12 protein-coding genes are annotated in these 14,740 nt (G+C 68.8%); 5 read left to right on the top strand and 7 right to left on the bottom strand.

The window, feature by feature from the left end:
* Position 1: 1 nt before the first annotated feature.
* Both TY25_RS01710 and TY25_RS01705 read right to left on the bottom strand, forming a co-directional pair.
* Complete coding sequence (locus TY25_RS01710; RefSeq protein WP_226887072.1) at positions 2-883, bottom strand: polysaccharide deacetylase family protein; 882 nt, start codon at positions 881-883, stop codon at positions 2-4.
* Positions 884-1,006: 123 nt separating this feature from the next.
* Positions 1,007-2,155 (bottom strand): citrate synthase 2, encoded by a 1,149-nt coding sequence (locus tag TY25_RS01705; RefSeq protein ID WP_014981562.1) that lies wholly within the window; start codon positions 2,153-2,155, stop codon positions 1,007-1,009.
* A gap of 124 nt (positions 2,156-2,279) precedes the next feature.
* On the opposite strand from TY25_RS01705, the gene pdxH reads away from it, so the two are divergent.
* The 4 genes from pdxH (at position 2,280) to TY25_RS01685 (ending at position 6,269) form a co-directional block, all read left to right on the top strand.
* Positions 2,280-3,008: a pyridoxamine 5'-phosphate oxidase gene (gene pdxH, locus TY25_RS01700; RefSeq protein WP_042253562.1), complete on the top strand. Its 729-nt coding sequence runs from the start codon at positions 2,280-2,282 to the stop codon at positions 3,006-3,008.
* Between the two features lie 70 nt (positions 3,009-3,078).
* Positions 3,079-4,359 carry an MFS transporter gene (locus TY25_RS01695; protein WP_042253635.1) on the top strand — a complete coding sequence of 427 codons (1,281 nt, stop codon included), beginning with the start codon at positions 3,079-3,081 and terminating at the stop codon, positions 4,357-4,359.
* Positions 4,360-4,551: 192 nt separating this feature from the next.
* Entirely contained in the window at positions 4,552-5,865 is a 1,314-nt protein-coding gene (locus TY25_RS01690) for a citrate synthase (protein WP_081868618.1), read from the top strand.
* 44 nt (positions 5,866-5,909) lie between these two features.
* Positions 5,910-6,269 carry an FKBP-type peptidyl-prolyl cis-trans isomerase gene (locus TY25_RS01685; protein ID WP_029899899.1) on the top strand — a complete coding sequence of 120 codons (360 nt, stop codon included), beginning with the start codon at positions 5,910-5,912 and terminating at the stop codon, positions 6,267-6,269.
* A 54-nt stretch (positions 6,270-6,323) separates the two neighbouring features.
* Here the strand turns inward: TY25_RS01685 and TY25_RS01680 are convergent, their stop codons facing one another.
* From TY25_RS01680 to TY25_RS01660, 5 genes are all read right to left on the bottom strand, one after another.
* A complete protein-coding gene (locus TY25_RS01680; protein ID WP_042253560.1) occupies positions 6,324-7,493 on the bottom strand; it encodes a YhgE/Pip domain-containing protein in 1,170 nt (389 codons plus the stop codon).
* Between the two features lie 74 nt (positions 7,494-7,567).
* The gene (locus TY25_RS01675; protein WP_081868617.1) at positions 7,568-8,941 is read right to left on the bottom strand and encodes a sensor histidine kinase; all 1,374 of its coding nucleotides are present in this window, start codon (positions 8,939-8,941) and stop codon (positions 7,568-7,570) included.
* Positions 8,938-9,651, bottom strand: coding sequence for a response regulator transcription factor (locus TY25_RS01670; protein ID WP_014981569.1), 714 nt, complete (start codon positions 9,649-9,651; stop codon positions 8,938-8,940). The genes TY25_RS01675 and TY25_RS01670 overlap by 4 nt, the downstream gene beginning before the upstream one ends.
* Positions 9,652-9,678: 27 nt before the next feature.
* Complete coding sequence (locus tag TY25_RS01665) at positions 9,679-10,071, bottom strand: hemophore-related protein (protein WP_042253556.1); 393 nt, start codon at positions 10,069-10,071, stop codon at positions 9,679-9,681.
* Positions 10,072-10,228: 157 nt separating this feature from the next.
* The gene (locus TY25_RS01660; RefSeq protein ID WP_042253555.1) at positions 10,229-12,265 is read right to left on the bottom strand and encodes an AMP-binding protein; all 2,037 of its coding nucleotides are present in this window, start codon (positions 12,263-12,265) and stop codon (positions 10,229-10,231) included.
* A gap of 316 nt (positions 12,266-12,581) precedes the next feature.
* Between TY25_RS01660 and TY25_RS01655 the strand changes: the two genes are divergently transcribed.
* The coding region (locus TY25_RS01655) for a sensor histidine kinase (protein ID WP_042253630.1) at positions 12,582-14,740 on the top strand (2,159 nt) is incomplete at its 3' end.

Here is a 14,740-nt window from a genome sequence, read left to right as displayed (position 1 = left end):
GTCAGGGGAGGTGGACGAAGGTGAAGCCCATCGCGCGGATGGTGGGCAGCGCCGCGATCATGCCCGCGCCGGTGCCCGACTGTGGCCGGTGCATGTGCGCGAGCGAGATCGCCCCCGGCGCCGCGGCGTTCATCGCGGTCTCGACGTGCTTGGCGGAGGCGGTGGCGCCGTAGTCGGCGTTGATGCTGAAACCGAGGGGGATCTCCCCGATTTCCCGCACGATCCGCACGGCGACGTCGTCGTAGTGCGCGGTGCCGGCGCGGAAGAAACGCGGCGGGCGGCCGAGCAGGCCGGCCAGTCGCTCGTGATTGGCCCAGACCTCGTCGGCCGCTTCCTGCGCGGAGCCGGTGCCTGCGATGCCGTAGGCCGCCCGGCCGGTCACCGACAGCGGCTTGTGCGCCACACCGTGATTGGCCAGTTCGAACAGGGGGTTCGCGGCCAACTGGGCGGCCCGCCCCTGATTGGCGTCGATCCAGCGCTTGTTCAGGAACAGCGTGGCCGGAATCCGCTGGGCGACCAGGAAATCGATCAGCGACTGATCGATGTCGTTGTTGCCCGGTCCACCGCAGGCGTCGAAGGTCAACGCCATCTGTTTGCCCGCGGCGGCGAAAGTGCTTGTGATGCCTGCCATCTCCACACCCCACTGCTGCGGCTGGACACCGGCATAGCGGGCGGCGACCGCGGCGGGGGAGTTGTCCGGCGGCGGGGGAGCGGCTTTCGAGACGACGACCCGGTCGCTCGGCGGGGCTGCCTCGGTCTCGGTGGAATTCGGGGTCGCGGTCGTATCCCGCTGGGCGGTAAAGCATCCGGTGGCGACGAAACCGGCGGCCATCGCGGTGCCCAGGCCGAGCATCCGCCGCCGCGACATTCCCTCTTCCACCATCCGTCAGCTCTCTCTCGACGTCACGGGGATGCTACTCGAGCCGAACGCCCTACTGGTGTAGGGCATTCGGCTCGTGTCGTGTTGGTTCGATCACCATGCCGTGCGCGTGCGACGGCCGCGGGACTACGCGTGCCGGACCGAGCTCCAGCCCGCGACGTCCTCGGGGCGACGCGGTCCGGGGCCGGTGTAGATGGCGGCGGGCCGGACCAGCTTGCCGAGCTGCTTCTGCTCGAGGATGTGCGCACACCACCCGGCGGTGCGGCCACAGGTGAACATGGCGGGCATCATGTGCGCGGGCACCTCGGCGAAGTCCAGGATCACCGCGGCCCAGAACTCCACGTTGGTCTCGATGGCGCGATCCGGGCGACGCTCGCGCAGTTCGGCCAGCGCGGCCTGCTCCAGCGCGGCGGCCACCTCGTAGCGCGGGGCGCCGAGCCGCTTCGCGGTGGCGCGCAGCACGCGGGCCCGCGGGTCCTCGGCCCGGTAGACCCGGTGCCCGAAGCCCATCAGCTTTTCCTTGCGATCCAGGATGCCCTTGACCAGAGCCCTTGCGTCGCCGGACTTTTCGACGCCCTCGATCATCGGCAGCACCCGCGCGGGCGCGCCGCCGTGCAGCGGGCCGGACATGGCGCCGATCGCGCCGGACAGCGAGGCCGCGACGTCGGCGCCGGTGGAGGCGATGACGCGGGCGGTGAAGGTGGAGGCGTTCATGCCGTGTTCGGCCGCGGACACCCAGTAGGCGTCGATCGCCTCGGTGTGCTTCGGGTCCGGGTCGCCCTTCCAGCGGGTCATGAAGCGTTCGGTGACCGTGGTGCACTCGTCGATCTGCTTCTGCGGCACCGCGGGCTGGTAGATGCCGCGCGCGGACTGCGCGACGTAGGACAGCGCCATCACCGAGGCGCGGGCCAGGTTGTCCCGCGCGGTCTCGTCGTCGATGTCGAGCAGCGGCTGGTAACCCCAGATCGGCGCGAGCATCGCCAGGCCCGCCTGCACGTCGACGCGCACGTCACCGGTGTGCACGGGCAGCGGGAAGGGCTCGGCGGGCGGCAGACCGCGACCGAATTCGCCGTCGACCAGCAGGGCCCACACGTCACCGAAGGTCACCCGGCCCTCGACCAGGTCTTCGATATCGACCCCGCGGTAGCGCAGCGCACCACCGTCCTTGTCGGGTTCGGCGATATCGGTGGTGAAAGCCACCACGCCCTCCAGGCCGCTGACGAAATCACTGGGTACGGCGGTCTGCCCAGTAGGCACCGCGGGGGTGGTGGTCATGTTGTGACTTCTCCTTGCACTTCGGGCCGCATGATGCTCGTCGAAGAGGGGTAGCAAGGCTCGCCGAGTACATGCCGATCACTAAAACCTTAGCTCCTTGCTACTGCGGAGTAACGTCTGCCCCATGCGTGACCTGGACAATTCATCTGACGGACAGGAAGCGGCCGGATTCCTGCCGACCCCCGATCTCGCGGCGATGCGAGTCGACTACGGCGGTGCTTCGTTCGGCAGTGGCGAAGACGTCGATCTGGACGAAACCTGGCTGGCCGGCGGCTGGGAACCGTTGTTACGCCACTGGATCGAGCAAGCGACCGCGGTCGGTGTCGCGGAGCCCAACGCCATGGTGCTCGCCACCGTGTCTCTGGCGAGCGGTACGCCGCGGCCCGTCGCCCGGACGGTCCTCTGCAAGGGACTCTCACCTGAAGGTGTGACTTTTTACACCAATTACGACTCGGCCAAGGGCAGCCAGCTCGCCGCCGTCCCGTTCGCCGCGGCCACCTTCGTCTGGCCCGCGCTCGGCAGGCAGGTGCACGTGCGCGGCGCGATCGAACGGGTCGGCGCCGAGACCACCGGCGTGTACTGGCGTTCCCGCCCGCGCGACTCACAGCTCGGCGCGTGGGCTTCGCACCAGTCCCGGACCATCGGCTCGCGCGCCGAGCTGGATCGGCTCATGGCCGAGACGGTCGAGCGGTTCGCCGACGTCGACGACATTCCGGTGCCACCGCACTGGGGCGGGTTCCTGCTGCGTCCCGACGAGGTGGAGTTCTGGCAGGGGCGCCGCGGCAGGTTGCACAACCGCATCCGGGTGCTCATTCGTGACGCGACGATGACGGTCGACCGACTACAGCCGTGATTTATTCCCGTCGCACGGGTGATCAATATCCAGTCGTGACAACCGGGTTCGACTCGCTACAGTGCGCCCGGTGAAGCTGCTCGCCGACACCGCGCCCCTGCGCCACAGCGACTTCCGGCGGCTGTGGACCTCGGGCATCGTCACCATGATCGGCGCCCAGCTGACCGTCGTCGCGGTGCCGCAGCAGATCTTCCAGATCACCGGCAGCTCCGGATACGTCGGTCTGGCCGGGCTGTTCGGCCTGGTACCGCTGATCGTGTTCGGCCTGTGGGGCGGCGCGCTGGCCGACGTGATGGACCGGCGCAAGCTGATGCTCATCACCAACACCGGCACCGGGCTCACCGCGCTGGCCTTCTGGGTACAGGCCGCGGCGGGGCTGGACAACGTCTGGGTGGTGCTCGGTCTGTTCGCGGTGCAGCAGGCGTTCTTCGCGGTGAACCAGCCGACGCGCAGCGCGACCATTCCCCGCCTGCTGCCCGAAGACCAACTGGCGGCGGCGAATTCGCTCAGCATGACGGTGATGCAGTTCGGCGCGATCGCCGGACCGGTGCTCGCGGGCGCGTTGATCCCGGTCATCGGGCTGTCCATGCTCTATCTGATCGACGCCGTCTTCCTGCTGGCCACGCTGTGGGCGGTCTGGCGACTGCCCGCGCTGCCGCCGACCGGGTCGGTCCGTAGGGCCGGGTTCCGCACGGTGCTGGACGGTTTCGGATATCTGGCGACGCAGCGGGTGCTGCTCGCGTCGTTCGCCGTCGACGTGATCGCGATGGTGTTCGGCATGCCGCGCGCGCTGTTCCCGCAGATCGCGCACGAGACCTTCGGCGATCCGACCACCGGCGGCGTCGCGCTCGGGCTGCTGTTCGCGTCCATGTCGGCGGGTGCGGTGCTGGGCGGGGTGTTCTCGGGGTGGATTCCGCGGATCCGGCGGCAGGGACTCGCCGTGCTCATCTGTATCGCCCTGTGGGGCCTGGCCATGGTCGGCTTCGGCCTCGCCGTCGGTTTCACCGGACACGGCCTGAGCCTGAGGGCCGGCCTGTGGATCGCGCTGCTCTGCTCGGCGTTCGGCGGCGCGGTCGACATGGTCTCGGCGGCGTTGCGGGTCACCATGCTGCAGCAGGTGGCCACCGACGAGATGCGCGGCCGGCTGCAGGGCGTGTTCATCGTGGTTGTCGCAGGTGGGCCCCGCATCGGTGATGTTGCCCACGGTTTCGCGGCCGCGAGTCTGGGTACTGCTGTGGCGGCCGCGGGCGGCGGCGGACTGGTCGTGGTCGGCGTGGTGATCGCGGCGGTGGCGTTCCCGGCATTCGTCCGATACCGGGTGGGCCGCGCACATGCGGAAACAGTGGTGTGAAGCGCCCTGCGAATTCCTGGCAACTGTGGTGCGATGTGCTGTGCCGACCTCACTTGGCCGGGAAGTGATTGTGAGCCTCCCCAGGACTACCCTCCGTGGTTGTCCGGGTCGGTGAACGTCTAGCGTTGAGACAAGTGCATCGTGCGCCGACCGCGACGATGCCTACGGTTCTAGCCTGAGAGGGATCCTTCCGTGCCCGCTGAGAACATCATCAACGTCGACGAAGACGCCAAGCCGGTACTCACCTATCCCGGCGGGGAATTCCCGATGACGGTCACCAAGGCCGCCGAGGGCAACGACGGGATCGAGCTGGGAAAGCTGCTCGCCAGCACCGGGTACGTCACCTACGACCCGGGGTTCATGAACACCGCCCCCACCAAGTCGGCGATCACCTACATCGACGGTGAGGCGGGCATCCTGCGCTACCGCGGGTACCCGATCGACCAGCTCGCCGCGTCCTCGACCTTCATCGAGGTGAGCTACCTGCTGATCTACGGCGAGCTGCCGTCGCAGGCCCAGCTGGAGGACTTCACCGACCGGATCCGCCGGCACACCCTGCTGCACGAGGATCTGAAGCGCTTCTTCGACGGCTTCCCGCGCAACGCGCACCCGATGCCGGTGCTCTCCTCCGCGGTGAACGCGCTGTCGGCGTACTACCAGGATTCGCTGGACCCGCGCGACCCCGAGCAGGTCGAGCTGTCCACCATCCGGCTGCTGGCCAAGCTGCCCACCATCGCGGCCTACTCGTACAAGAAGTCGGTCGGCCAGCCGTTCCTCTACCCGGACAACTCGCTGAGCCTGGTGGAGAACTTCCTGCGGATGACCTTCGGCTTCCCGGCCGAGCCCTACGAGGTCGACCCCGAGGTCGCGGCGGCGCTGGACATGCTGCTCATCCTGCACGCCGACCACGAGCAGAACTGCTCCACCTCGACCGTGCGGCTCGTCGGTTCCTCCGACGCCAACCTGTTCACCTCGGTGTCCGGCGGTATCAACGCGCTGTGGGGCCCGCTGCACGGTGGCGCGAACCAGGCCGTGCTGGAGATGCTCGACGGCATCAAGGCCGAGGGCGGCGACGTTCGCGAGTTCATCCGCAAGGTCAAGAACAAGGAAGACGGCGTGAAGCTGATGGGCTTCGGGCACCGCGTCTACCGGAATTACGACCCGCGCGCCGCGATCGCCAAGAAGCACGCCGACGCGATCCTGAACAAGCTCGGCAACGACGAGCTGTTCGATATCGCCCAGGCCCTGGAGGAAGCCGCGCTCACCGACGACTACTTCGTCGAGCGTCGCCTGTACCCGAACGTCGACTTCTACACCGGCGTCATCTACAAGGCCATGGGCTTCCCCACCCGGATGTTCACCGTGCTGTTCGCCATGGGCCGGCTGCCGGGCTGGATCGCGCACTGGCGCGAAATGCACAGCGAGCCGCTGAAGATCGGCCGTCCGCGGCAGATCTACACCGGCTACGGTGCGCGCGATTACCGCGAGATCACCAATCGTCAGTAGTACCGAGTAATACCCACCATCCACCGACGAAGGGGATAACCCGAATGACCAAGCCGGAGATCGAGTTCCAGGGCGGCCCCGCGCCTTCCGAGCTGGTGATCAAGGACATCATCGAGGGTGAAGGCAAGCAAGCCGTGCCCGGCGGCAACGTCGAGGTGCACTACGTCGGCGTCGAATTCGACACCGGCGAGGAATTCGACTCCTCCTGGAACCGCGGCGAATCCATCACGTTCCCGCTGCGTGGCCTGATCCAGGGCTGGCAGGACGGCATCCCGGGCATGAAGGTCGGCGGCCGCAGGCAGCTCACCATTCCGCCGGAGCTGGCCTACGGCGGCGCGGGCGCCGGGCACCCCCTCGCGGGCAAGACCCTGGTCTTCGTGATCGACCTGCTCGACGCCAACTGACCTGTAGCGCCCGGTGGCCCATATCCCGTCAAGGGGTATGGGCCACCGGCATTTCTACTGCCGGACGATCTCGACCGGGTCGGTCAGGGCGAGGGCCAGGGCCGACTGCTGGGTGCTGCTGCGCTGGGGGAGGGCGGCGACGGCCTTATCGGTTTGGGTGCCCAGGTTGTTCACGATGGTCTGCAACTGGCTGACGCCGCCGGTGAGTTGGCTGATGGCGCTGACCAATTGGGCACCGCCCTCGTCGGCCAGCTTGGGCAGGCCCTCGGCCAGCTTCGCGCCCTCGTTCAATTGCGCACTGGCGCTGGTCAATCGGTCGACCACGGTGCGAAGCAGGGTGCCGAGATCGGTGTTCGGGTCCACCGCGCCGCCGACGAGCGAGCCGAGGCCGGTCAGCTGGGAGCCCGCCTGGCCCGAAATGTTCTGCAGGCCTTCCAGTTTCTTGATGATGTCGGCCAGCGCCGGATCGTTCGCGAAGGGGAGCGCGCGCAGCAGCGGGATGATCTGATCCAGGCCGGAATTCACCGTGTTCGCGGTCTGCTCCACCTGCGCGATCGTGATGCCGGTCGAATCCAGGGCGGTGGCTAGTTCGTTCGCCTGTTTCGCGGCGCCGTCCACAGTCGAATTCAGCAGCGCGATGGCCGACGTGAGCTGTGCGGAACCCTCTTTGGCGAAGTCGAGGAAGCCGAGCAGCTGATCGGCACCCGAGCTGAACTGGTCGGCGCCGGAGGCCGCGGCGTTCACCCCCGCCTTCAACAGCTGGGTGGTGAACTGCACCTGGGTCATCTGCGAACGCGCCTGCGCGACGGCCGCCAGCGCGGCATCGACCCCGAGCGCGCCGACCCGGTGGGTCACTTCGGTCACCGCGCCGTGCACCAGCTCGCTGTCGGCGTTCTTGTGCGTGGCCACGGTGACCTTGGCCCGGCGCGGCTGCGCACCGGCCAGGGTGCCCATCGATTCGGTGAGGTCGGCGGGCAGGGTGATCACCGCCGCGTAGTCGTCGGTGCTCGCTTCGCCCGCCTTCGCCGCGGTCCATTCGTAGCCGCCCGCGTCCTCGAGCGCTTTCACCACCTTCGCGCCCGTCGGGCCGGTATCGGCGTTGACCAGTGCGATCCCGGTCGGGCCGCGGTCGGAGCCACCGCAGGCGGTGACACCGGCGCCGAGCGCGCCAGCGCTGACGAGAGCAACGGCGAGAAGAGCCCAGCGGGCGCGTTTTCCGATCACAGCCCGACCCTAGAACTCGGATCCGTCCGCGCCCATGGCTGTTCTATGAGAGTTCGCTAAGGACAGCGGACCGCTCAGTTCGCGGTGCGTTCGGGCAGGTCGAGCACGAGACGGACGCCGCCGAGCGCGCCGTCGTCGAAATAGGCGCGCCCGCCGTGCAATTGGGCCTGCTGCGCGACGAGGGCGAGACCGAGGCCGGAACCGCCCTTGCTGGCCTGGCTGCCGCGGAAGAACCGGTCGAACACGGCCTGCCGCTCGTGCTCGGGGATTCCGCGCCCGTTGTCGTCGATGCTGATGACGATATGTCCGTTCGGTGCCCGATGCGCGGTGACCAGGGCCTGGGTGGCACGGCCGTGTTTGACCGAGTTGGCCAGCGCGTTGTCCACCGCGAGGCGCAGCCCGGCGGGCAGCCCCCGGGTCACCAGCTCGGCGTCGCTGTCGATGCGCACGGTGAGGCCGGGGAAGTGCCGCATGGCGTCGTGGGCGGCCTGGTCGCACAGGTCGCCCACATCGGTGGCGACGTGATCGCGGTCGTGGGTGAGGTCGCCGGTGGCCAGGCGCTCCAAGGCCGCGAGCGTGGTCTCCACCCGGCCCTGACTGCGTTGCAGGTCGCCGAGGATCTCCGCGCGCTGAGCCTCGTCCAGGTCCAGGGTGCGCAGCACCTCGAGATCGGTGCGCATGGCGGTGAGCGGGGTGCGCAGCTCGTGCGCGGAGACCGCCGCGAAGTCCCGTGCGGTCTCCAGCGCCGCGGCGGTCGCGGACTGCGCCTCGTCGACCCGCTCGAGCATCGTATTCACCGCGTCCGCCAGCTTTTCCGCCTCGCGCACGCCCGAGCCGTCCACCGGTGTCTGCGGGTTGTGCGGGTCGGGCAGTGCGCTGCGCGCGTCGACCTGACGGGTGAGCCGCACGATCGGGCGCACCGCGCGCCCGGCGAGCAGCCAGCCGAGCGCGGCCGCGGCGGCGATGGCGAGCAGCGCGCCCGCCAGCACCCAGCGCCGCTGCTCCGCGGTCGCCTCGGCCGCCGAGGCGGCGGGGATGCCGATCGACACCACCCGGTCCGCGGGTTGGCTCTCACTGGTCGACAGGATGCGATACGGCGTCCCCGCGACCGGGATGGTGCGCGAACCCGGTGTCAGATCGGGTAATTGGGTCGGCGTGCTCGCCGTGACGCTCCCGCTGTCGCGGACGGTGACCGCGATGTCGTTGGTCAGTCCGGGCAGCAGGCTGATGAAGCGGATCGCGATGACCGGTTCGACCAGCACGATGCGCGCGGCGATCGCGAGCTGCTGATCGGATTGCTGGACGTTGTTGCGCTCGATCGCGCGAATGCTGATCACACTGATCACCGAGACGATCACGATCGCCCCCGCCGCGGCCGCGCCCGCCACCCGGGTGCGCAACGAAAACGCCCGCAGCCGTCGGGTTTTCGGCGCCGCCGCGTCGGTCATTTGGGCGCCCGAAGCACGAAGCCGACCCCGCGGATCGTGTGCAGCAGCCGGGGCGCGCCGTCCACTTCGAGCTTGCGCCGCAGGTAGCCGACGAACACGTCGACCACGTTGGTGTCGGCGGCGAAGTCGTAGCCCCACACCAGTTCCAGCAGCCGTTCCCGGCTCAGCACCACACCGACGTTGCGGGCCAGCGTGGACAGCAACTCGAATTCCCTTTTGGTGAGCTCGATTTCGTGTCCGTCGAGCAGGGCGCGATATCCGGCCACATCGACCTCGAGCGGTCCGACGGTGATCGCGCCGGGCGTCGCGGGCGGGGGTGTGTCGGTGCGTCTGCGCAGCAGCGCCCGGATCCGCGCGACGAGTTCGGCGAGCACGAACGGCTTGACCAGGTAGTCGTCCGCACCGGACTCCAGCCCAGAGATGCGGTCGTCTACCGAGGCTCTGGCGCTGAGCACGCAGATCGGCACCTCGTTGCCCATGGCCCGCAACGCGGTCACCACCCCGGCGCCGTCGAGCACCGGCATGTTCATATCGAGCACGATCGCGTCCGGCGCGTGCTCGTTCACGCTGCGCAGCGCCTGCGCCCCGTCCCGCGCGACGAGCACGTGGAACCCGGACAGCCGCAGCCCGCGCTCGACCGACGCGAGCACGTCCTCGTCGTCATCGACGACGAGGACGGTCGGTGTAGAAGCAGGTGTCACAGCGTCCATTTTGGGCTAACCCGCCGCGCCGGGACTTCAGGCAGGGTAGTTGTGGCAGGTCGCGGCGACCTGGCGGAGGGTCTCGGCGAGTCCGGCCGCGCGCGGATCGTTCTCGGCCTGTGCGGCCGCGTCCGGGTTCTCGGCGAGGGCGCGTTGCAGGTCTGCCCGGCGCTGTTCGACCGGCTGATCGAACTTGCGCTGCAACTCGGCCTTCTGCGCGGGGTTCGAATCCAGGATCGAGGCCAGCTGCGGCGCCTTGTCGTGCAGCGCGGCGTCGACCTGCGCGAACGTACAGTCCGACTCCAGCAGCGGCCCGGCCAGCGTCATCGGATCGGCGGCCGCGATCGCGGGACTGAGGAACAGGGCCACGGTGGCCAGTCCGCCCGCGGCGAGTGCGGCGACGGCGGGACGACCAACGGAACGCTTCATGTGTTGTCTCCAGAGCATCGAGGGGTTGCTTCAGCGCCCTCGACGCTAGGCCGTCACACTGGCCGCCGTTTGAACGTTCCTTAAGGAATCTCTGAGTAGCGGTCGATCACCAAGGCAGAGCGCAGTTTTCGCGAGCGCGTCGTTTCGCGAGTGCGGTTCAGGCGGGTGAGCCGACGTCGGGCGTGGCGACCGGCGCCTGGTCCGGCGTGGGCGCCGGGCCGTCCAGCGGCCGGGCCGCCCGGATCTGGGCTTCCAGTGCGTCGAGCACCGCGGGGTCCTCGATGGTGGAGGGCACGTCGTAGGTCTCGCCGGCGGTGATCTGCCGGATCGTCTTGCGCAGGATCTTGCCGGAGCGGGTCTTCGGCAGCGCGGTCACGATGACGGCGTCGTGCAGGGTCGCGATCGCGCCGATCTGGGTGCGGACCCGTTCGATCAGTTCGTCGCGCAGCTGCGCCGGGTCCACTTCGACACCCGACTTGAGCACCACGTAGGCCAGTGGGCGGTGGCCCTTGAGTTCGTCGGGCAGGCCGATCACCGCGCATTCGGCGACGGCCTGGTGCCCGGCGATGGCCGCCTCGATGCTGCCCGCCGAGAGCCGGTGCCCGGCCATGTTGATCACGTCGTCGCTGCGGCCGAGCACGTAGAGATAGCCGTCGTCGTCGAAGTAGCCGGAGTCGCCGGTGAGGTAGTGGCCGGGGTAGGCGGACAGATAGGAGCGCTTGTAGCGCTCGTCGTCGTGCCACAACCCGGTCAGCGTGCCGGGCGGCAGCGGCAGCCCGATCACGATGTTGCCCTCGGTGTTCGCCGCCACCGGGTTGCCCTCGGAGTCGAGCACGCGCAGCCGGTACCCGGGCACCGGCACCGACGCCGAGCCCGCCTTGATCGGAAGTTGTTGCAGGCCGAGCAGATTCGCGCAGATCGGCCAGCCGGTCTCGGTCTGCCACCAGTGATCGACCACGGGGCAGTCCGTTCGCCCGGCGAGCAGCACCTCCTCGGCCCAGGCGTAGGTGGCGGGATCGAGGCGCTCGCCCGCGCAGAACAGCGCGCGCAGCGACGAAAGATCGTTGCGGTGCGCCAGCGCGGCATCCGGGTCGGCCTTGCGGATGGCGCGCAGCGCGGTCGGGGCCGTGAACAGTACGCGAACATTGTGCTCGGCCACCACGCGCCAGTACGCGCCCGCGTCGGGGGTGCCGACCGGCTTGCCCTCGTAGAGCAGCGTGGTCGCGCCGACCAGCAGCGGCGCGTAGACGATGTAGGAATGGCCGACGACCCAGCCGACGTCGGAGGCCGTCCACATGACCTGTCCCGGCCCGATGTCGTAGATGTTGCGCATGGACCAGGCGAGGGCAACCGCGTGTCCGCCGTTGTCCCGTACCACCCCTTTGGGTTTCCCGGTGGTGCCCGAGGTGTAGAGGATGTAGAGGGGGTCGGTGGCGGCGACCGACACGGGATCGGCCGGTGTCGCACCGCGGACAGCGTCGTCCCAATCGAGCCATTGCGCGGCGACGGTCTCGCTGGAACTCGGTAGTGATTCCGTGGCGGCCTGCGGCGCGGGGAAGTGGATGGTGCGGAACTGCTCGCGCTGCTTCACGATCACCGTGCGCGGTGCGGTGGTGGCGGCGAGGTCCAAGGCCTGCAACACAATCGGCGGATATTCGAGCTGCTTGCCCGGTTCCAAGCCGCCCGAGGCTGTGATGATCAACACCGGCTCGGCGTCGTCGATACGGGCCGCGAGCTCCGGCGCGGCGAAGCCGCCGAACACCACCGAGTGCACCGCGCCGATCCGCGCGCAGGCGAGCATCGCGATCACGGCTTCCGGGATCATCGGCAGGTAGATGACCACGCGATCGCCTGCGACAACGCCGATTCGGCGCATCGCACCGGCGAACTCAGCTACCTTTTCCAGCAGTTCGGCGTAGGTGAAAACGCCTCTGGTGCCGGTCATAGCGGAGTCGTATATTAAGGCGGGCTGATTCGCGAGGCCCCCCTCTTCCCGCACATGCCGGTCGAGGGCGTTGAAGGAGGTGTTGAGGCGAGCGTCGGGGAACCATCTGGCCACCGGCCGCGCGGTGGTGTCGACGACCTGGGTCGGCGGTACGTCCCAGTCGATCGCTTCAGCCGCACCAGCCCAGAACTCGGCGGGATCGACCAAGCTGGTCTGATAGACCGGTCGGTACTCGTGCCGCACGTTCAAACCCGTGACTCCCTAGCCTCGCCTCGATGCCCGCCTCGATAGATCTGGTTGATTGTGGCAGACTTCACGCGACGCCCGGGATGGTGTTGTGACCATTGGTTTTGCCTGGAACGGGCAGGTCAAGGGGCGCAGCCTGACTCGGAGTCACCCAAGAAGTTATTGATCCGTTAGAATCTGATGTCACTTATTTGGGCCGTCGTAGACGCAATTTCTCGGCCAGCCGCAGTTCTCGGCCAGCTCCGCCTGTCGAGCCAGTATGCGTGTGGAGGTTCGCTGATGGCGCGTGGTTGGGGCCAGTTTGGAAAGTGAGTGGGAGATGCGTGACGCCGCTAGGTCCGGCAGAAGGCGCTGGGCGCTCGGCAACTGGGACCTGCGCTGGAAGGTAACGGCAGTCCTGGCCGTTCCGCTGGCGGTCGCGGTAGGGCTCGGCGTGTCCAGGATTTCATCAGAGTTCGCGGATTCGAGCCGGCTTGCCGGGGTCGCGGAGAACGTCGGGGCGATCCCCGCGGTCACCGCGCTGAGTGCGCAGACGGCGACGACCGTCGGTTCCCAGATGATCGCGGTCGCGCCGAACGTGTCCGTGGTGACCGATCAGAACCTCGCCGATCTCGACAAGGCGATCGCCAACGCGGAGAAATCGGCCGACCGGCTCAACGGTGTCGCCGGCGCCCGCGCGGCGCTGGACAGCATGCTCACCCAGGCCAAAGCGGTTCGGGCGCAGGGTAAGAACGTCAGCACCACGCCGACCTCGGATGCCATCGGTCTGATCGACCGGGTCCGCAACGACAGCGTGCGGATCGTCGAGACGACGGTCGGCCAGGTCAGCGACACCGCGGTCGACACCGCGAAACTGCGGCTGGTCGACTCGCTCAACACCCGTGCCACGCTGGTCGGCGAGGTCGCCGCCTTCCCCGAGGTGCTGCGCAATCCGACCGCGGGCGTGCAGGGCTTCCTCACCGCCGCCAACACCGAGCGTTCGCTGCTCAGCGTGCTGTCGCACCGGTTCCCGGACGGGGACACCTCGATCGCCGACCTGCGGGCGGGTATCGATACCCGGGTCGCGCTGCTGAGCAGTCCGCAGTCGCAGGCCGGCCAGATTCCGGTGGGCGACTTGAAGAAGTCGCTGACCGACAGCCTCGCCGTCTACGAACTCGTGGTGAGCCGGGCGACCAAGGACATCGACAGTGCGATTAACTCCCTGGTGTCCACCGCGCAGCGCGACGCCTGGACCTACACCGCGGTCGTGGTCGCGACCATCCTCGCCGCGCTGTTGCTCGCGGTATTCGTGGCGCGCTCGATGATCGTGCCGCTGCACCGGCTGCGGCTCGCCGCGCTGCGGGTCGCCGAAAGCGACCTGCCGCACGAGGTTTCCCAGCTCCGCAACGGCGCGTCCCCGGAAGAGGTGCCGCTGGAACCGATGCCGGTGCGCAGCACCGAGGAGATCGGCCAGCTGGCTCGCGCCGTCGACGACATCCACGGCCAGGCGCTGCGCCTGGCGAGCGACCAGGCGCAGATGCGTTCGCAGGTCAACGACATGTTCGAGACGCTGGCCCGGCGCTCCAAGTCGCTCGTCGATCATCAGCTCAGCCTGATCGAGGCGATGGAGTACGACGAGAAGGACCCGCGCCTGCTGGAAAACCTGTTCCGGCTGGACCATCTCGCCGCGCGTATGCGGCGAAACGGTGACAACCTGCTCATCCTCGCCGGTACCAGGCAGCGCCGCGCCAAGTCCGCGCCGGTCGAGATCGCCGACGTGCTGCGCGCCGCGATCTCCGAGGTCGAGGACTACGAGCGGGTGAAACTGGGCGCCACACCGCGCGGTTCGCTGGTCGAGCCCGCCGCCTCCGATATGGCGCACCTGTTCGCCGAGCTGCTGGACAACGCGCTGCGTGCCTCCCCGCCGGAGACCGACGTGAAGTTCACCTTCGCGCAGGCGCACGATCAGGGCATGCTCATCGAGGTGGCCGACCGCGGTATCGGTATGCCGCCCGCCGAGATGGCCGAAATCAACCGGCGGCTCGAGCAGACCGCCGAGCCCGGTCCCGACACCGCCCGGCACATGGGCCTTTTCGTGGTCGGCAGGCTGGCCGAGCGGCACGGTCTCACCGTGCGGCTGCGGCCCACCTTCGACACCGCGCGCGATCCCGGCGTCACCGTGACCGTGCACGTCCCGGTGGGACTGATCGTCGCGGGCAAGCCGATCACGGCCCAGCCCGTCACCCCGTCGCCACAGGCCCCCGAGCGCACGCGCCCGGCCGGTCCGTCGTCGATGCAGATGCGGGCGATCACCCGCACTCCCGGCGGCAACGTCATGGTCACCGTCGATCCCGGGGTGAGCGGACCGATCCCGGTCAGCAAGCCGAACACCTCGCCCAGCACGCCGATTCCGGCCGCGGGCGGGCTGCCGCAGCGGCAGCCGGGCAGCAATACTGGCCGCGACACAGGGGAATGCGCAGGGTCCGACGCTGCGGCCCG

Source organism: Nocardia brasiliensis NBRC 14402 (assembly GCF_000308475.2).
GTDB lineage: Bacteria > Actinomycetota > Actinomycetes > Mycobacteriales > Mycobacteriaceae > Nocardia > Nocardia brasiliensis.
This window is presented reverse-complemented; position numbering and strand designations above follow the sequence as displayed.